At 49.4% G+C, this 19,077-nt stretch carries 18 protein-coding genes; 10 read left to right on the top strand and 8 right to left on the bottom strand.

Features of this window, described 5'->3' with window-relative positions:
* Positions 1-70 precede the first annotated feature (70 nt).
* Complete coding sequence (locus M2403_RS14470; protein WP_152326591.1) at positions 71-1,537, bottom strand: HAMP domain-containing sensor histidine kinase; 1,467 nt, start codon at positions 1,535-1,537, stop codon at positions 71-73.
* Positions 1,538-1,540: 3 nt separating this feature from the next.
* A complete protein-coding gene (locus M2403_RS14465; protein WP_259229715.1) occupies positions 1,541-2,263 on the bottom strand; it encodes a response regulator transcription factor in 723 nt (240 codons plus the stop codon).
* Positions 2,264-2,417: 154 nt separating this feature from the next.
* Here M2403_RS14465 and M2403_RS14460 point away from each other — a divergent pair, with 154 nt between their 5' ends.
* From M2403_RS14460 to M2403_RS14445, 4 genes are all read left to right on the top strand, one after another.
* A complete protein-coding gene (locus M2403_RS14460) occupies positions 2,418-3,044 on the top strand; it encodes a cytochrome b/b6 domain-containing protein (protein ID WP_165060132.1) in 627 nt (208 codons plus the stop codon).
* A gap of 9 nt (positions 3,045-3,053) precedes the next feature.
* Entirely contained in the window at positions 3,054-3,857 is an 804-nt protein-coding gene (locus M2403_RS14455) for a molybdopterin-dependent oxidoreductase (protein ID WP_259229713.1), read from the top strand.
* Positions 3,858-3,907: 50 nt separating this feature from the next.
* The gene (locus tag M2403_RS14450) at positions 3,908-4,174 is read left to right on the top strand and encodes a pentapeptide MXKDX repeat protein (RefSeq protein WP_165060128.1); all 267 of its coding nucleotides are present in this window, start codon (positions 3,908-3,910) and stop codon (positions 4,172-4,174) included.
* Between the two features lie 226 nt (positions 4,175-4,400).
* Entirely contained in the window at positions 4,401-4,991 is a 591-nt protein-coding gene (locus M2403_RS14445) for a LuxR family transcriptional regulator (RefSeq protein WP_259229707.1), read from the top strand.
* Positions 4,992-5,035: 44 nt separating this feature from the next.
* Here the strand turns inward: M2403_RS14445 and M2403_RS14440 are convergent, their stop codons facing one another.
* The 4 genes from M2403_RS14440 to M2403_RS14425 form a co-directional block, all read right to left on the bottom strand.
* Complete coding sequence (locus M2403_RS14440) at positions 5,036-6,199, bottom strand: CfaE/CblD family pilus tip adhesin (RefSeq protein ID WP_259229705.1); 1,164 nt, start codon at positions 6,197-6,199, stop codon at positions 5,036-5,038.
* A gap of 9 nt (positions 6,200-6,208) precedes the next feature.
* Positions 6,209-8,947: a TcfC E-set like domain-containing protein gene (locus M2403_RS14435; RefSeq protein WP_259229704.1), complete on the bottom strand. Its 2,739-nt coding sequence runs from the start codon at positions 8,945-8,947 to the stop codon at positions 6,209-6,211.
* A gap of 75 nt (positions 8,948-9,022) precedes the next feature.
* A complete protein-coding gene (locus M2403_RS14430; protein ID WP_165060121.1) occupies positions 9,023-9,523 on the bottom strand; it encodes a CS1 type fimbrial major subunit in 501 nt (166 codons plus the stop codon).
* A gap of 88 nt (positions 9,524-9,611) precedes the next feature.
* Positions 9,612-10,424: a fimbrial protein gene (locus tag M2403_RS14425; RefSeq protein ID WP_217152214.1), complete on the bottom strand. Its 813-nt coding sequence runs from the start codon at positions 10,422-10,424 to the stop codon at positions 9,612-9,614.
* Between the two features lie 498 nt (positions 10,425-10,922).
* On the opposite strand from M2403_RS14425, the gene M2403_RS14420 reads away from it, so the two are divergent.
* The 3 genes from M2403_RS14420 (at position 10,923) to M2403_RS14410 (ending at position 14,688) form a co-directional block, all read left to right on the top strand.
* The gene (locus M2403_RS14420; RefSeq protein ID WP_259229698.1) at positions 10,923-11,783 is read left to right on the top strand and encodes a hypothetical protein; all 861 of its coding nucleotides are present in this window, start codon (positions 10,923-10,925) and stop codon (positions 11,781-11,783) included.
* Positions 11,784-12,001: 218 nt separating this feature from the next.
* Positions 12,002-13,252 carry an MFS transporter gene (locus M2403_RS14415; RefSeq protein ID WP_259229697.1) on the top strand — a complete coding sequence of 417 codons (1,251 nt, stop codon included), beginning with the start codon at positions 12,002-12,004 and terminating at the stop codon, positions 13,250-13,252.
* Positions 13,249-14,688: a glycoside hydrolase family 32 protein gene (locus M2403_RS14410; RefSeq protein ID WP_259229695.1), complete on the top strand. Its 1,440-nt coding sequence runs from the start codon at positions 13,249-13,251 to the stop codon at positions 14,686-14,688. Before M2403_RS14415 ends, M2403_RS14410 begins: the two co-directional genes overlap by 4 nt.
* A 29-nt stretch (positions 14,689-14,717) precedes the next feature.
* Here the strand turns inward: M2403_RS14410 and M2403_RS14405 are convergent, their stop codons facing one another.
* The gene (locus M2403_RS14405) at positions 14,718-15,713 is read right to left on the bottom strand and encodes a LacI family DNA-binding transcriptional regulator (RefSeq protein WP_165060566.1); all 996 of its coding nucleotides are present in this window, start codon (positions 15,711-15,713) and stop codon (positions 14,718-14,720) included.
* Positions 15,714-15,924: 211 nt separating this feature from the next.
* On the opposite strand from M2403_RS14405, the gene M2403_RS14400 reads away from it, so the two are divergent.
* From M2403_RS14400 to M2403_RS14390, 3 genes are all read left to right on the top strand, one after another.
* A complete protein-coding gene (locus tag M2403_RS14400) occupies positions 15,925-16,578 on the top strand; it encodes a DUF421 domain-containing protein (RefSeq protein WP_165060563.1) in 654 nt (217 codons plus the stop codon).
* A gap of 847 nt (positions 16,579-17,425) precedes the next feature.
* Positions 17,426-17,974 (top strand): hypothetical protein, encoded by a 549-nt coding sequence (locus tag M2403_RS14395; RefSeq protein ID WP_259229692.1) that lies wholly within the window; start codon positions 17,426-17,428, stop codon positions 17,972-17,974.
* Positions 17,953-18,588 carry a transglycosylase domain-containing protein gene (locus M2403_RS14390; RefSeq protein WP_259229691.1) on the top strand — a complete coding sequence of 212 codons (636 nt, stop codon included), beginning with the start codon at positions 17,953-17,955 and terminating at the stop codon, positions 18,586-18,588. Before M2403_RS14395 ends, M2403_RS14390 begins: the two co-directional genes overlap by 22 nt.
* 86 nt (positions 18,589-18,674) lie before the next feature.
* On the opposite strand, the gene M2403_RS14385 is transcribed toward M2403_RS14390, so the two are convergent.
* On the bottom strand, positions 18,675-19,061 hold the full coding sequence (locus M2403_RS14385) for a restriction endonuclease (protein WP_259229690.1): 387 nt from the start codon (positions 19,059-19,061) through the stop codon (positions 18,675-18,677).
* Between the last annotated feature and the right edge of the window lie 16 nt (positions 19,062-19,077).

Genomic DNA, 19,077 nt, shown 5'->3' with positions numbered 1-19,077 from the left:
TTTGTGACAATAAAACAGGATATTTGCGTTACGCCGGTCACAGCGTAACGCAAATTAAAAAGAAGGGAGTTTAGAGCGGAACGGAGAATTGAAAACACGCGCCCTGCTTTTGTTGCTCAACCAGCCGGATATCCCCGCCGTGAAGCTGCAAAATACGGCGCACAATCATCAGCCCCAGCCCGCCCGCGCGGTGTTTATTGGTGCTGAGAATTGACGGCCTCACAAACAGGCTGTCTTTCAGCTCCGGGGCAATGCCTGGCCCGGTGTCTTTGAGCTGTACCATAACCTGTTCGCCGTTTTTCCACAGTTTAATCTCAATAACGCCGCCTTCCGGCGTGTGGCGGATGGCATTATCCAGCAGGTTCGTCAGCACGCGTTCAATCATGCCCAGATCGGCATTCACCAGCGGAATACCCGGCGTGATATCTGCCAGCAATTTCTGCCCGCGCGTTTCGGTCGCCAGCTCAAATTTCTGGAAGACGTCCTGCACCAGTTCGCTCAGGGAAAACGGCTCTTTCTGCGGTTTCACCACGCCATATTCCAGGCGCGCCAGTTCAAATAATTCCTGCGCCAGCCGCCCGACTTTTTTACTTTGCGTCAGCGCAATATTCAGATACCGCTGCCGGTCTTCGTTGCTCAGATGATCGGATTTCACCGACAGCGTTTCGAGATAACCGTGCAGTGAGGTCAGCGGCGTGCGCAAATCGTGGGAAATATTGGCGATAAATTCACGGCGCTGCTGATCCTGCACCATCAGGCTTTGCCACTGCTGGTCGATGCGTTTTGCCAGCGCGACAAACGCCTGTTGCAGCTGCGAGACTTCATCGCGCGGCGCACCGGCGGGCGTCGGACTTTTTGCCAGCGCCTGAATGGCGTCCATTCCGCCGCTGTCGAGCTGCGCAATCTGCTGCGTCAGTTTACGCACCGGACGCGTCACCCAGCGAAACGCCAGCGCACCCGCCAGTAAACCAAACAGCGCCACCAGCCCCATGGAACGCAGCGCCAGTGCAATGGAAGACTGGTATTGCGCATCGCTGGTCAGCGCGGTGTATTCATCGCCGAGCAGCACGATATACACGTAACCTTTGGTCACACCGTGTTCTTTGAGCGGTGCCGCCGAAAACACCTGACGGTTTTGCGGATCACGCGGATTGTCGCCGTAAACCGGCATATTCGCGCCCTCAAGCAGCGCGTTAACCGGCGTCAGATCGACTTTATCGGTTTTCAGACGCCCTGCCGGTGCCGCGTTGCCCACTATCTTGCCGTCTTTATCCAGCAGATACACTTCCACACTCGGGTTCACCGCCATCAGCTGATCAAACAGCGAATGCACGGCTTTTGGATCCCAGTCACCCTGACTGAGCAGCGGATTATTGGCCGCAATCTGCGTCGCCAGATTCGCGGACAGCCGCTGGATCACCGACTGGCTGTACTGATTGCCCGAGCGCACCTGCATATAGCCGGAAAGCGCGCAGCAGGCGATCAGCAGCACCGTAAACACCAGAGTCAGTCTTTGCGCCAGCGTGAGATTTTTCATGATTTACCCTTGCGCATCTTCAGCCGAAGACACGAATTTATAGCCTTTTCCCCAGACGGTCAGAATGCGTTTCGGCTCGGCCGGATTGGCTTCTATCTTGATGCGCAGCCGGTTGATATGGGTGTTCACCGTATGTTCATACCCTTCGTGCTCGTAGCCCCAGACCTGATTTAACAGGCTCAGGCGTGAGAACACTTTGCCGGGGTTTTTGGCAAAAAAGTACAGCAAATCAAACTCACGCGGCGTCAGTTCTACCGGCTGATGATTGAGCATCACTTCGCGCGCAATCGGGTCGATAACCAGCCCGGCAAAACTCAGCGTTCCGGCATCCATTTTCAGGTTGCGGCTCATCGCTTCCTGACGGCGGAACAGCGCTTTCACCCGCGCCACCAGTTCCAGCATGGAGAACGGTTTTGCCAGATAATCATCGGCTCCCAGTTCCAGCCCGAGCACGCGATGCACTTCGCTGGAACGGGCGCTGATAATAATGATGGGCGTGTAGCGCGTCATGTTGCGCGCGCGGCGGCAGATTTCCAGACCGTCCACACCGGGCAACATCAGATCCAGGATCAGCGCATCCCAGCCGCCTTTTTCCAGATGAGCGACGCCGAGATTGCCGTCCGCCGCATGTGTAATTTCATAACCTTCGTCACGCAGATGCAGGCTCAGCAGTTCCGCAATATCCCCGTCGTCTTCAACGATCAGGATTTTTTTCGTTTTATCCATTTTGTTATCCCACCGCGTGGCGTCCTCATATCGTTTGAGTCTACACAAGCAATGACCCTTGAGTTATCACATTTTATTTAACTTTGCGTGAGGTCTCGGGGAACAAATCCGCTCAATACTCGCTACATAACCGGGCAGATGGCGGAAACGCATCATGACAATTCACACAGAAATCCCTCAGGTCGCGGGGCAAAAACCGGCCACCGTTCATCCTTTATGGCTGCGTCTTGCGCACTGGCTGAATGCGCTGGCGGTGCTGATTATGGTGACCAGCGGCTGGCAGATTTACAACGCGTCGCCGCTGTTTGATTTTGATTTCCCTTCCACCGTCACCCTTGGCGGCTGGCTGGGCGGCGCAATCCAGTGGCATTTCGCCGGGATGTGGCTGTTCGGTTTTAACGGTCTGTTCTATCTGCTGATGAACATTCTGACCGGCCGGATGAAACGAAAATTCTGGCCGCTGACCCCGCGCGGCATTTTCAACGATTTGCGTGCGGCCCTGCGCGGCAAGCTGCAACACAACGATTTACGCCACTACAACATGGTGCAGCGCGCGGCGTATGTGTTCGTGATGTTCGACGGCATCGTGCTGGTGCTTTCCGGTCTGGTGGTGTGGAAATCGGTACAGTTTCCGTTACTGCGCGAACTGATGGGCGGTTACGACACCGCGCGCTACGTCCACTTTTTAGCGATGGCGTCGTTAGTCGGGTTTGTCGTGCTGCATTTAATCATGGTGGCGCTGGTGCCAAAAACGCTGATCGCGATGATCCGCGGACGTTAAGGGCTGAATATGAAGAACATCATCAAAAAAAGCATCGTTCAGATTTTCAGCACGTCGGACAGTGAAGCGATTGTGCAGGAAGCTAAAAAACAGATTATCCGCGAACTCGACGCGCCCTCGCGCCGACTGTTTTTGCAACGTGGGCTGACGCTCGGCGGCATTGCCATGCTGACCGGCTGCGACATCAGCGATAACGCTAGCGTGGAAACCGCACTGGGGAAAATTTCCGGCTTCAACGACCGCGTTCAGGGCTGGCTGTTTGGCTCAACGCGCCTTGCGCCGGTGTATGCCGAATCCATGATCACCCGCCCGTTTCCGTTTAATGCGTTTTACGCCGAAGACGATGCCCCGGAAGTTGACGGCCTGACCTATCGCCTGAAAATCGCCGGGCTGGCGCTGGATAAACGTGAATGGTCGTTGCCAACCCTCTACAAAATGGCGCAGGTCAGCCAGGTGACGCGGCATATCTGCGTGGAAGGCTGGAGCGCAATTGGCAAATGGGGCGGCGTGCCGTTTGGTGATTTTTTACGGCTGATTGGTGCCGACCTCACCGCGGAATACGTCAGTTTCAAATGTGCCGACGAGTATTACACCAGCATTGATATGGCGACAGCGCTGCATCCGCAGACGTTGCTGGCGCTGACCTATGACGGACAGATTTTACCGCGCAAATACGGTTTCCCGATGAAGCTCAGGATGCCGACCAAGCTCGGTTACAAGAACCCCAAACACATCGAATTGATTGAAATTACAAATAAATTCACCGGTGGCTACTGGGAAGATCAGGGCTACAACTGGTTTGGTGGAAGTTAGAACACACGACGACGATCTCAATAAAACCCAACAGAGAAAAGGAATACCCCATGAAAAAGTTAACCGTAATGATGATGTCTGCCTGTCTGATGATGGGCGCAGTGAGCACCACCTACGCCGCTGACGCGATGATGAAAAAAGACAGCATGAGCCATATGTCCAAAGACTGCATGAAAAAGGACAGCATGAGCAAAGACTCGATGGCGAAAGACAGCATGGGCAAAGACTGTATGTCGAAAGACAAAATGTCCAAAGACGCAATGAAGAAAGACAGCATGTCGAAAGATGCCATGAAAAAAGATGCGATGAGCCAGTAATCCGAATGCATTTTTAAATTCAAAGGGTCATGCATTCTTTGTAAAAGCCGTCTGAGGGCGGCTTCTGCTTTCAACTCAAATATGAATTGTCATTTTAAATACAATGACCTTCAGATAAATCGCGAAAAACAAAAGCGCATGCAGTAATAACACCAAAAATGGACATTCAACTTCATCCGTTCCGGAGATATTATGAAACATGAAATCATAAAAGGAATTATAAAAGATGAATGTTATTTATATAGACCAGTCTGCTTTTCATCAGCAGGGATTAGCATCACTGATAAACGAATTAAACATTCATTGTTGCAGTGATATACGGGACATTGATAACATTCTCTCCCAAACCGAAATGTTCTTCCAGCCTCCATTATTTGTTATTTTCGACTTTCCCGCGCACTTTCTTACCGCACTCACCTGCGCAGAACGCCTGGCGGAGCTGAAGAGAAAGTTCGGCGTGAAGTTAATCCTTTTTTCTGACAAAAACAAAAAACCCTTTAATTTCAACAAAAACAGTATGCATGTAGACTTTTTTGTAGATAAGAAACTGCCTCCCGCAATCATCCTGAGCTTAATAAACAGAATCATTAAAAATGAAACAAAGACCCCCAGGCCTTTTGCCATTCATGCCCAAAATGAGTTAAATGAAAATGAGATAATCTTCTTACGTTGTTTATTTACAAAAGGTTCAATAGACGGCGTGGCAAGAGTGACCCGTAAAAAACCGAAAGCGCTCTACAGCTACCAGGCTAATTTGGTGAAGAAGCTCAATTTAAAAAACACACTTCATTTGTATCAATCTTTTATTCTCAACTGATAAGCCGCCCATTTTACTGAGTGGCTCATTTTGTCTGAAATGTATTATTGCGTCGTCGGGGTATAAATAATTCTGAGCGTTCCGCTATAGCGCCCCGCTGTTTTCGACGATAAGGTGAAAGACGGGGTGACTAATTCCATGGGAGCGGGAACACATAACACAGAATTTCTCTGGCCCGGTAAGACGACGCGTCGCAATATCCCTTTATTCGTCCCGCTCCAGACGATCTCACTGCCGTTTTGTACCACCTGCCGCCCTTTGGTCAGCGGGTTAACCACTTCAACGGAATAATCCAGACGATCTTGTGCCAGATTTTTATCCCCGCCCTTGCGATATACCGAGAACAACCCGGTGGCGCGGGAGGGCGCGGCGGAGCCTTCATCCTGAAAGATTAAACTCACCCGGTTGCTGTCCGAATTATTGCCATCATACAGGCACATATCCAGTGAGCGGCTGCCCGTTACATTCGTTGTGCCGCGCCCGCCGGGAAATATTTTCAGTCCCAAATCCACATTGGCGGCCGCATTACCAAACTCAGGCAGGTAGATCTGCTGGTTGCCGTAATCCGTGACGTTAAACGCCAGAGTAGCAATCCAGTCGGCTAACTTTGTCGCATTGGTACAACCGACGCTGACATTCTGGGAGTTACCCGTGCAGGTTGCTGGCCACTGCATCAGCGACATTTTCAGGGTCGCACTCCAGGTTCCGGCCGACGGAAATTTACTTAATTCAGCCGACGGCAGATAAGCAGAATAGTCCGTCCCGTCACCACGCGGCGTCACCGCCCCACCGAACGCATTCAGCGGCACCAGGTTGGAGGCCACCACCACGTTATTCAACGATCTGCGTTTGGTGAGATAGATATTCAGCACAAGCGTCTGTTTTGTGGTGCTTTCGGTGAAAGTGACCGGCACAGGATAGGGAGCAGGCGTAGCTTCGAGCCAGACGGGGAATGTCGGGCAGGCACCATACTGATTGCTGGTGCGTGACTGACAAACCAGCGTATTTCGTCCCCATTTCGGCGCGTCATTCGTGTCATATCCCCCGTTTTCGTTCGTCCAGATCGGCAACTGCGCTGGCACAGACATCCGGTCGAACGTGACCGCCACGCTGGTGTTACGTCCCGATGGCGTAAGCGTTGCCGCCTGCACCTGAACGCCTGTCATCCACCCGACCAGCGCCAGCCCCGCGATAAATCTGAGTTGCATACAAAATCCTTATTGTTGTTCCTGCCGGAAAGACTGCTCACGTGCCAGAGGGACATCGTCAGCACGCCGCGTGGCGATCAGCATTTTTGCCTGCTGCTGAACGTTCTGCGGCACTGATGCAAGGCTGATCGTTTCGCAACCGGTATCTCCGACGTAGCGCACGACGTCGTGCGTGCTTTTTACCTTCATTTCACAGCGATACATCTGCATCCCGCGCGCCATGTATAAATCTTTCATGCGGTGATCGGTTTCAGCAGTAAATCCTCCCTGCCCTAAACCTGACCAGCTGACAACATTGAGCGGAATTGCGCCTTCAAGCGGCGTTTGCTGATTGATCATCAATCTGCCGAGATAGGTGTAACGCGAAACGATATTCACCTTGCCAACCAGCATCCGGCCCGGCGGGATAAACAGCGCGCGGCGTCCGGCACCCTGAGTAATTTCACTGCGCATACCGGCAGTTGATTCGATGGAATCATTAATGCTGATATGGCTTTGCGTGTAAGCCGGAACGCTGAATAACGTGCGGCCGGTGCCGTGCAGGCTGGCACTGCCTGCTCCGTCAACCGAGACATCCACACGGGTATCACGGCTGTCATCCGTACTCTCGACGTTCAGCCCCACCGCAGCCCCCGGTAAACCGTTGCCCCATTTTCCCCAGTACAGGCCCGATCGTGCCACGGCCAGTGAGGAGTTATAGCTGCCACTGCTGCTGAAACGCTGGCCGGACGAACCGGATGACGCCGAACTTACCGCCAGGCTGCCGTTGCCGTATTCGCCGCCGGCTTTACCGTAAACCGAGGCATTCAGGGTGTTCTCCTGATTGCCGTTGAGATTCACACCGATTTCCTGCTGGTTCTGCGCATCGAAATACCAGTTCTGCGCCACGTTGTAGCCGAGCTGATTTTTATTGCTGCGATCTGACTGATACGTCATGCCCAGCGAGCTGTAGTTCGAGCGCGCATCAATCGTCGGCGTGCTGACGCGCGAAAGCGAAACGGACAAGAATCCCCCGTTATCACGTTTCATACCGGTACTGTTAGTTCGTGTAAAAAGGTTGCCGCTGGTGTTGATGTTGATTCCGTTGAAACTGAATCCGCGCCCGAGCCCGGCCTGCCATGTCGTGGTTTTCGTTTTGCTGTAAATATTGCGGCGGGTCCACACCGGCACGACGTCGTTTTCATCGCGAAACGCCGGGATAACATTGCGGCCTTCATTCTCACTGGCACTGTAACCGGCGTTCACATACCAGCTGTTAACCGGCACGCTGAACATCAGGCTGCTGCTCTGGTAGCAACCGCTGAAACCATATTGCCCGCCATTGTTGCTGTAGCAATCCTGCGCAAACAGCGCACTGCGGTAGAAACTGAGAGAGAAACCGTCGTTATACGAAATCTGCTGAATATTGCCGCGTGAGCCTTCACTGCCTTTCAGATAGCTGAAGCGGGTGGCAAGAATGCCGTCGAGAAGTGCGTTGTCGAATCCATGGCTCCAGTCGAGGGCGCTTTCGACAAAATGGTTACGGTTCGTCATCGCGACACCGCCGGTCAGCGCGGTCTCCAGGTTCAGCGGGACTTTGATCCCCGCCTGAACTACGCGGCGATCGGCGCCATTTTGCGATCCCGCGCCGTTACTTTGCCCCTCCCGTCCGGGAATAGCGCCACCCTGTACAAACCACTCAACGTTTTGACTGGTGGAACTGCCTGTCCGGCTGAAAGGCACCTGTTCAGTGCGCGACAACTGATTGTCTTCATACACACGCAGCGTCACGGTGTAGCTGCCGTTAGGGAAAGCCGTGGTATCGAGGTTTTGCGTGCCCGCATTCAGGTAAAAAGTGCCCAGCAATTGCTGATCACGATAGGCATCAATGCGCGACGGGCGGGTAATGAATACTGTCACCGGCGTGCCCTGTGCGGCCTGAGTACTGTTCACCCAGGCCAGTGTGGAACCTACGCGCGCACCTTCGATGGTGCTGAGCGGTAACTGGCTTAGTGTGATGTTTCCGCCAGCGTTGCTGAAAATGTCCCGCGAATCCATGCGCCCGGCCTGAACGTAGTAGCGTTTGCCCAGGTCACGACGCAGAAAGGCGTTATTAAAACGAACTTCCTGATGATTTTGCTGACGGTATTTCTGCGCAAGGTAATCCCAGTCAACACCGGCATAGCTGTTTTGCGTCAAACCCAGTGCACCCGCGCCTTGCAGGGATAACGTCTGGTCGCCGCTGTTAGTCACGAAGTTGATATTTTGCTGATGAATAAATGCCGCTTCGGTTTCGGCGGTCTGTTCGTAATAGGGCGAGGCATTGCCTGCGGAAAGCGGAATAAATTCCGGGCCGAGGAACAGCGCGACTTTGGCATTATTCTCGTCATAGATAACGGCGACAGAATCTGTATCCAGATAGTCACATCCGGCCACCCCGCCGTTACTGCTGCAAGCCAGATTGCCGTTGCGCGCCAGAGGCTGACGGATCAGGCCGTCTAAGCGCTTTTCCTGCTGCGGGTTCTTCTGATAGTGCTGCATAACCGCACGGGCGACATCTTCAGGCTTCAGGAATGTCACGGTGTCCAGGGAAACGGTGGCTTCAAAAAGCCCGAGCGATTGTCCGTAGACAGAAAGATTGACCCACAGAGTCTGCCCGGTCACCAGCGATTCAAAACCCGGCGGGACCTGTGTCACTGCGCGGACAGAAAGAGAGGGGATCAGGGTAATGAAAGAGGCTATTAATACAACGCGAATATTGACCTTCATTACAGCGTCCTGCTGAAAAGAATAATAAGGGGGCAGACTGCCCCCCGAAATAATCGATCAGTCAACTCAGGCAAATCAGCTTGATGTCGCCTGTGTGATCAGCAGGCTGACAACGCCGGAATAAGTGCCGGTCGCCAGAGGTGCAACGGTTGCCGGCGAGATTTTCAAAGGCAATACTGAAGAACCGTTCGTCGTACCCGCCGGGAATAATGAGGCATAAGTCAGGGTCGTTGAGGTCGTGGTGATCGGTTTAAGATCTGCACCCAGCGTCACTTTCAGCGGTACCGCAGTGCCGCTGACCGCTTCGTTTAACTGCGCAGCACTGACCAGCGCAACGTTAATGCTTGCGGTAGAAGAGTTAGACCAGATCCTGGTGTCCAGTGAATAGGTAGACAGACCACGGCCCGGGATATATTGCATATTAATCGTGCCAGGTAATGCGGTACCGTCCGCCTGCGTCATATCCACTGTGGCATCGACGTTGGCATTCACAGTAATATCTTTCTGCACAGCCTGTGCATTAAATGCAGCCGTTAATACTGTTGCGATGAAAAGTGGTTTAATTAATTTTTGCATTTGTAGCTCCATGAAAATCCATGTAATGGTCTTTAATGACCGTCTCGTCGGTAATGAACCGTCTCATAACAAACAGGTTGTTATTCCCTTAGAACATGCTGACTGTGTTTTCGATAGCGTACTCATTCAGGCTTTTCGAATTCTGATCAACATATTTAATTCTTATTTCATGTGCTGAATTTAATTGCGCAGGCGACCACGATTTAAATGTCAGGGTTTCATCCGGGTATACCGTGGCATGTTCTTTTTTCCACTGACAACTGCCGCTCATTTTTCCTTGCGGGCAGATCCCCACCTCACGGATAACAATGCGCACTGTGCCATTATTTTTTACTTCGCTGCCCGTTAACTGACGCAAAGATAATACCCGTGTTTTTGGCGGAATATGAACAAGCACGCCCCAGACTAAATTAATGCCGACCTGATTGGATATTTTATTATCCTGCCCGGATTTATCTTTCAGCTCATCAGGCGCACCGACAGCCTCGAAATAAACACGCCACGCAGTTTCCTTTTCCGGCGGTTGTAACGAGATCAGCCGAATAATTCTCTGCGAACCCGAAGCCAGGGCGAATTTGTCCGGCGTGGCAATCAGCGACGGTGAAACCGCATCATTAACCGCTATTTCTTTTTCAAAAGGCGTCGCCGGACGCTCAATTTTCTTAATGCTGACTTTAATAAACTGCGCCTCACCGCTTTGAGATAAGGTCTGAATCTGCGCCGCGCCCTGATTATTTAGCGCCACTTCCATCGGATAGACGCTCATATTTGCACAGGCAGAATGGATGCCCAAAAAAGTCATGGGTATCAGTGAGAAACGCAGTATCCCGGCAATCTTTTTTTTATAAAATTGCCCAAGAGAAATGTTGTGGCGCAGGGACTGATGACGTGACTCATCCATGATAAATCCTTATAAATTCCATTAAAAAACGTGCCGGCGATTCCCTCTCCAGAGGGTTCTGCCTGTTAATCCGGACTTCTGAGCCCACGGGAATAACCTGGCGATAAGAAAATTCTCACATGGCGTTTGTTAAGTCACTGTCCATTTTTGTGGTTAATTTTTCCAGAGGGGATAACTCTAAAAAAACTCCCGTTAGAAAACCGACATAACCCGATGAAACCATTAATTAAAATCTTAAAAATAATAAAAATGCCATTACTTAAAAAAGTAATATCACCGGGCAAAATAAGATCAACTCTTATGCAAATTCGTTAATGCGGTGTTAGGATTATACTTAGCGAGGCAAATCAGACCTTTCAGCTTTTAACAAAAACACGCAATACCCCCGTCGCGATATAGCATTCTAAACTGTTTTTCAACACGACTTAAATTAACGCTAAGTAATAATTGCGATATTTTTTAATTTGTAATATGACATCGGGAAAAGTAAGAAACGAAATGAAGAGCAAACAAGAACTCAGGGATTTAATTTCTCATCGTGCAGAGGAGATTAAATCGCATAAGGATATAGAGTTAGTCATGCAGAAACATTACAAACTTATGTTTAAACTTTATCTGACTAAACCTCTCTATTTTAAGGTTATTTTCAAAGCCAATCGATTTATTATTGGAACCGCTGTCATGACCTATTTTTTCACGACAGAGAACCCTACTCTCCGACAAGTGAAAGACTTTTGTAAGACAACGGGATTAATCAGTGAAAATACCGTTGACTCTTTCCTGCTCTTTATTCGTGTGGGCGGGCGAATGGAAGTTAAAAAGGATCCGCTGGATAAACGAAAGCTGAACTATACGGTGACATCAAGAGCGCAGGATGAAACCCGCGCGCTCATTAATACCATGATGATCCCCTATGGCATGTTGCACCCGGATTTCGATGTTTCACGCTGCCTGAAGATGGAAAATTTCAATGCTGATTATTTTCGGAAGTATTCGGAAATCATCCTCAATCAGATCTATTTATTCGATATGGTCCCCGATTGTAAGGAGTTCATTTTCAGGGACGCCGGGCACATGATGCTGATGGATTTGTACATCGAAAGCATCCGTCAGCAGAATGCGGTAATCGAGTATAACTATCTGAAAGCTTCGCTAAAATGCGGGGTTTCCCGCTCACACATTAAGCGATGTCTGAAAGCCGCTGAGGCCGGTGGTCTGCTGAGGCTCGACTCTGCCAATAACACGATCGTGTTGCATCTGACCTTCATGCAAATGGTGCTCAGCTATTTTTCCGTTTACATGGCGATGGTCGAGTATGGGCTTAGCGGTCTGCCAGAAATGACACAACGCCCCTGCTGATTGCGTTGCTTTGTGCGGCCTCTCCGGGCCTCTGTGCGGGATAAAACCGGTGGCTTGAAAACTCACTCCCCAAAAATTGTGGTTCAGATCACACTTCAATTATGTTAACGTTAACACTTGTGATTAACATCATAAACTCGCCTTATAACGTCTGTGAAAAACTGAAAGTTAACGTTAACAATGTGGTCTACACATTCTAATAATGAACGGACACACATATGAAGAACAGCAACCGAAGTCCTTACACATTGCTTAGCGGATTACTTTTTTGTTTTTTCTACACCTGGTCATCAGCCTTCTCGCTTATCTCACTCTGGTTAAGTCAGAAGATTGGTCTGCGGGGTGCTGACACCGGATTATTATTTTCTGCCATCGCCCTGACGGCGCTGTGCGCTCAGCCGTTGTACGGTTTTATTCAGGATAAGCTGGGGTTACGCAAAAACCTGCTCTGGGCGATTGGTTTTTTGTTGCTGTTCAGTGGCCCCTTTTTCATCTTTATTTTTGCCCCGCTGTTACAGGCCAATATTTTAGCGGGTGCGGTGGCCGGCGGGCTTTATGTCGGCGCCACTTTTTTTGCCGGAATTGGGGCGCTGGAGTCGTACACCGAACGCGTCAGCCGCATTTTAGGCTTCGAGTTTGGCAAAGCCAGAATGTGGGGATCGCTGGGCTGGGCGGCTGCAACGTTCTTTTCCGGAATGCTCTTTAACATCAATCCAAATCTTAATTTCTGGATGGGCTCCTGTTCCGCGCTGATTTTCCTGTTGTTATTGTGGGGATTACGCGAAGTCAAAACCGATGCTCTAAGCCAGCTCGAGTACGGCAAACCGGGTAATTTGCACCTGTCCGACGCCATTGACCTGTTCCGCCTGCCCCGCTTTTGGGCGCTGATTGTGTTTGTCACCGGCGTCAGCGTTTATAACGTGTATGACCAGCAATTCCCGGTGTACTTCGCGTCACTTTTCCCGGACGTCAGAAACGGCAACGAGATGTACGGCTTCCTGAATTCCTTCCAGGTATTTCTGGAAGCGGGCGGAATGTTCCTTGCACCGTTTGTGGTCAATAAGATTGGCGCTAAAAACGGCTTGTTGCTGAGCGGTCTGATTATGGCTCTGCGCGTCTTTGGTTCCGGACTGGCCGCCGATGCGGTCACGATTTCGTGCATGAAACTGCTGCACGCCGTGGAATTACCCATTCTGCTAATCGCCATGTTTAAGTACATCACCACGCGCTTTGACCCTCGCCTTTCTGCCACGCTTTATCTCGTGGGTTTTCAGTTCATTACGCAGGTCTGCGCCAGTGTATTTTCACCGCTGGCGGGCAAAGGCTATGACGTGATCGGCTTCGCCGACACCTACATGATTTTGGGCACGCTGGTACTTTCCCTCACTCTGATTTCCGCTTTCCTTCTCACCGGTGATAAGAGCCGGACTCCCTGTTCAATGGACTTTAAAAAGGGCGAAAACGTATGAAACAGCGACTTGAACGTGCTGAGCACGCTTTGCAGGATGCGGCAGAAAAACGCGGCGATGCATTCTACCCACTCTTCCACCTTGCCCCACCGGCTGGCTGGATGAACGACCCGAACGGTCTGATTTTTCATCAGGGCCTGTACCACGCTTTTTATCAGCACCACCCGTTCAGTGAAAACTGGGGGCCAATGCACTGGGGGCACGCCGTCAGCAAGGACATGGTGAACTGGCAACATCTCCCGGTTGCGCTGGCGCCGGGCGACGATGATGACCGCGATGGTTGCTTTTCCGGCAGCGCCGTGGATGACAACGGCATACTCAGCCTGATTTACACCGGCCATGTCTGGCTTAATGGTGAAGGCAATGACAGTGCCATCCGCGAAGTGCAATGCCTGGCCACCAGCGAGGACGGCATTCATTTCACCAAACAGGGTGTGGTGCTCGCCCCGCCGGATAACATCATGCATTTTCGTGACCCGAAAGTCTGGCGTGAAAACGGTTGCTGGTGGATGGTGATCGGCGCGCGCGATGAAAGCGACTGCGGGCAGGTACTGCTCTATAAAGGCAAGAGCCTGCAACAGTGGGAACTGGATCGCGTACTGGCCAAAGCGGACAGCCATACCGGCTATATGTGGGAATGCCCGGATTTCTTTCCGCTCGGCGATGAACATATTCTGATGTGTTCTCCGCAAGGGATCAAAGCGCAAGGCTATGATTATCAGAATTTATTCCAGAGCGGATGCCTGCGCGGATCGTGGAAACCGGGCCAGGACTTCATGATTACGGAAGGCTTTGCCGAGCTGGATCATGGCCATGATTTCTACGCGCCGCAGTCATTTACGGCGGCCGACGGACGGCGGATTGTTATCGCATGGATGGACATGTGGGAATCCGTGATGCCGTCAAAAGCAGAAGGCTGGGCGGGCTGTATGACATTGCCCCGTGAACTGACGCTGCGTGATGGCAAAGTGCGCATGATGCCGGTGGAAGAAGTTCGGACGCTGCGCCGTGAACATTATCCGGTCACCCCTTGCGTGCTCAGAAACGACGTACGCCCTCTGATGGAAGACGCACAGGCCGGGGAGATCATCATGCAATGGGATCTGGCCGCGTCAGATGCGGAAAGCTTCGGGATAAAACTCGGCGAAGGCGTATCCTTTTTTGTGGATACACAGGCGCAAAGACTCTGTCTGGAAAGGGACTTCCCGATGCACGGGATCAAAGACGCCCGCAGCACCGCACTGCCTCCGGGTAAGCTTCTGGATTTACGCATTTTCATCGACCGTTCGTCGGTGGAAGTTTTCGTCAATCAGGGAGACGCGACGTTCAGCAGCAGAATTTATCCGCAACCCGGCCAGCGCGCCCTCTCCGTTTTTGCTGCATACGGTAAAGCAACCTTCGTTCAGGGTGACTTCTGGACGCTGAGCGCAGGTTGATTATGCGGAAATTGTAGAAAGAAAAGACGTTATAAAGACTCGCGCTCCAGTACAGGGGAATCGATTTTTATCAATCCCTGATTGGGGCGCTGTTCGATCAGATGCAACACCGCCTCGCGGCCAATTTCGCGGTGAGGCAGCTGAACGGTGGTCAGCGGCGGGATAAATAAATCGCCGATACCGACCATATTGTCGTATCCCAGCACGGCAACCTGCTGCGGGATCTGAATCCCCTTCGCCAGCAAGACCTGATAAGCCAGAAAAGCAATGCGGTCATTGCCGCAAATCAGCACGTCAAAGTCAGGTTTGCCGTCGGGCGCAAATCTTTCCAGAATCTGCACAATGTCACGGTAATGTTCATCACCGGGTTCCATATGGAACTGGCGAAGTTGTGCCGCCGGCATTCCGGCTTCGCGCCAGGCCTGCTCTGCACCAGCGCGACGGCGGATCCCGGCGGGAATGGATTCCGGTAAATAAAAGCACAAAGGATGCCGGTATCCCTTTTGCAAAAGCAATTTCATGGCCTGATACTGCCCGCCAAAATCGTCAGGGATGTAACCCGGAAGTTCATGATCAGGGCTGATGCAGTTGGCCAGTACAAGATTTTTACCGATAAGGCGCGGCGGAATTTTCACTTCACGCAGCCCCATGGTGGTGTAAATGATGCCATCCGGGCGTTGAGAAAGGAGCTGGCTCACCGCCCGCTCGCTGTCGGCCTGCGAGGTAATGCTGACAAGAAAACTGCTCCAGCCAAATTCGCGTGCGGTGAGTTCAACAGACAGAAGAAGCTCGACGGAGAATGGCGTGGTTGCCGTGTCCAGCGCCAGCACGCCAAGCGTGGATATTTTGCTGCTTTTGCCGCGCATTTTTCGCGCGGAGAAATCGGGCACATAATTAAGTGCATCGATAGCTTCCCGCACCCGTGCCAGCGTCTCCGGCTTGAGTCGTTGCGGCTCGTTAATGGCGCGCGACACCGTCATCAGCGAAACTGAGGCCCGTTGGGCCACTTCTTTCAGCGAAGCCATAATTCTCCAGCTCATAATATTTCTATGTGCTGATCCTACACAAAAACAGGGCCGCTGCGCACTTAAAAAACCCTTCTATTGAGAGGTAAGAACATATTTAACTGAAAGCATGTCCGGATATTGTTCGACTATCAGCCAGAACAGTTGAACCACTGAATACCTGAATGGGTTGTGATATATTAATGAATTATAAGTGGAGGGGGTTAACCTAATGGAATATTATCTTTTAGTCCTGGCAAAATTCGTCCTTGGTTTTTTGATCGTCATTTCACACCTGAATTTCTCAGGAAAAACACAGCTCTCTCAGATGACACCCGTCGATTTTATCGGCAACTTCGTTCTGGGTGGAATTATCGGCGGCGTCATTTACAACGATGTTATCCCGCTGTACCAGTATATTATCGTGCTTATTATCGGCGTTATGCTGATATCTTTGCTAAATGCCGTCAGCAAGAGATTTTTTATCTTTCGTTCATTTGCGATTGGTAATCCCATCCCTATTATCAAGGATGGGAAGTTTATTATGGAAAACATACTAAAACGAAAAAACAAAATTGATATCCTGAACGTCGCGTCCCAGTTGCATGCGCAGGGCATTCACTCTTTTCAGAACCTGAAATATGCCCAAATCGAACCGGGCGGCCAGATCACCGCGGTCTGCGAAGGCGCGGACATGCCGTCGGTGATCCTGATTAAAGATGGCAGGATCAGATACTCAGAGCTGGACGCTATTCAGAAAGATGAACAATGGCTGCATGAAAAAATTACCTCACTGGGCGTGACGCAGATCAGCGAAATCTTCCTCGCCGAGTTCTGGCAGGGAGAAATGACGCTGGTGATGTCCGACGGGAAAGTGTGCAGGTAGTGGCTGACCAGGATAATTTTAAGCGATGCTGCTTAGGTCGGCTTTTTTTTACGTTGGCAGATGAGATTTAAGGTCCGCTTCACATAGCGGACCTTGCGCTGCTTGCTTTTGCCTTGAGCATGTCATGAAGAGTAAGATATTAATGAATCGTAGACAGTAACGTTTCTAATGATTACATAGTGACGAAAGCTTAGTGAATGAAAGCCCTTCTTAATAAGTGATACATGATTATCTTTTGCGCAACAGTTCTATTTGCACCAGCAGACGCTTAAAACGGAATGATTGCCATCGATTATCGTCCGACCTGCGGGAAACTTCACTACTCTGAGCCATGTTAACTAACCATCAGAACTGCCAGTAAATATGAAATCAGCGTGCAGGACAGCTGCGAGCTTTCGCTCTTCGCTCTCAACAGACCTTCAGCGTCATTTGTTTGTCTGCTTTGTGCCAGGAGCGGACAAAGCTGGCATAACTATAAATATCTCAACGCGGAGCAAGTCAGTTAGTTGGTAATAGGAGTGAGTTGTCAAAAGTTGTCTCCCGCTACCATCGTCATCGGAGATTCTTAAGTGTGCGCACTATAAGTCACTGTTGCTTCAATCTATAACTTATAGGATTAAAAATTTGATCTTACACAAGTGCCTTTGTAGTATAAGTGTCTTTTATCTGATTTATTAAGATAAAATTTGGATTTTTATTCTATAGATAGAGTTTTATTCCCTATGGGATAGGAATGTATTCATAACATGATGCTCATAAATTCCAGCGAGATAGTTTTTAATCAGCGAAGTTGCTTTTTTCTCAAAAATGTAACATCATATAAAAAACATGCTGTCAAAAGAAATTTATGAATAAATTCACTAATTTTTTTATCAAATTTTGGGAATGGCTTGAGCCATCTCTAACCTTTATTTCCACAAATCAAATCTTAAGTGGTGCTGTTGCTACTCTCATTGCAGCTGTATTGATTTTTATATTCAAAGAATATATTAAACCGCCACCAAATTTTTCGGGCGTCTTTGAAATTGAATGTGAAACACTAAAATCCGCATATAATCCTTACTTGAATTTAAAAACGTTTTATACACTGACTTTAATATGTGACAACAATAATATTGAAGGGTTTATTGAGAAAACAAAAGACGTTGAAAACAATAATAATATAAGATCATACACTGGGAAGCATAGAAGTACTGGAGAGGTTCGAGGGGTGATTAAGAGAAATTACTTAAGGAAAAATCATGCCTCATTGAATATAAAAATGAAAGGTGAGTTAAGGAGTTATACCATTTTGTTGTATTTCCAAAAGGTGAATGCAGATGCTATGCATGGCAAATTTTGGTCCACCGCTGCAGATTCATCAGGAGACGTGAAATGGCAGCGAAGCGCTTTTTGATTACCTTACTGTCATCGCCATACTTGCTATTGGCAGTAATAGTTTTTAAATTCAGGGTTAAAAGTATTATGGAAGATTATTTTAAATGTATTGATTATATAAGGCTTAGTTCGATAAGTGAAAGATCTATATCTTTATCTTTAATTGATATATTAAGAGTGGCTGAGGATCATCGGCAACTATTACACAGGGGCGTCGATCCAGTTGCTATTTTAAGAACTATATATCTGAGATTATTTAAAAACATTAATCAAGGCGCAAGTACTATAGACCAACAGTTTGTTAGAACAATAACTAAGAGATATGAGAAAACAATTCGAAGAAAAATAAGAGAGCAAATATTAGCCATTCTTATCAGGAAAGCAACAACAGCAGATGATATCTGCATAGCATATATATCCTGTTGCTACTTTGGCTATGGCACTTATGGGATAGCTAAACTTACCAAAGTTCATGCAAGCATTAGTGACTTTGACATAGCTGCACGGGTTAGGTACCCATTCAGGAAAAACATTGATGACCTTACTGAAGGCAAATTTAATCGAAGGGCGCTATATCTTTCTCATCTATGTAAAGTAAACCCGGATAGGGCGTCGATTTTTTTACGAAAATAAATTAAAAATATCAGTCAATGAAAATTTTAAAAGTGTGTGTTTTTGAAATGTGTTGTGTATTTTCCATATACTTCTGCTGAGGCACGTTATGTTACCGGAAAGCGTCCTTGAAACAAATGCGACTGGGTAATCTGCACGGCTTCATCTTCAAGAGTGACATCATTTGGGCAGGTCGACAGAATGTAGAAGTGAGCGATTCTATTCTTGAAATTCTTAGTTTCTTTAACTGCGGTATGAATATCCTTTGGTTTAAGTCTACTACCATAACCTTGATCCTTACCTTTGCACTGAACTGCGATTACATCTCCATTTGGAAGAATGCCAAGCGCATCTACGCCGTTCTGCCGCTGCCCGCTACGGCCATAGGCCTGAAACTTGTAACCATAAATTTCACTCATCAAAGTGATGCAGAGTCTCTCGAAATTTTGCCAATCAGCAGGAATGGGATAGCTTGCGGAGTTTGGGGCCGTCATTTGTAACCTTCTTTAT

It is taken from the genome of Rahnella sp. BIGb0603 (genome assembly GCF_024808755.1).
Taxonomy (GTDB): domain Bacteria; phylum Pseudomonadota; class Gammaproteobacteria; order Enterobacterales; family Enterobacteriaceae; genus Rahnella; species Rahnella contaminans.
The sequence above is the reverse complement of the archived record's forward strand: the minus strand, read 5'-3'. Positions and strand labels throughout refer to the sequence as shown.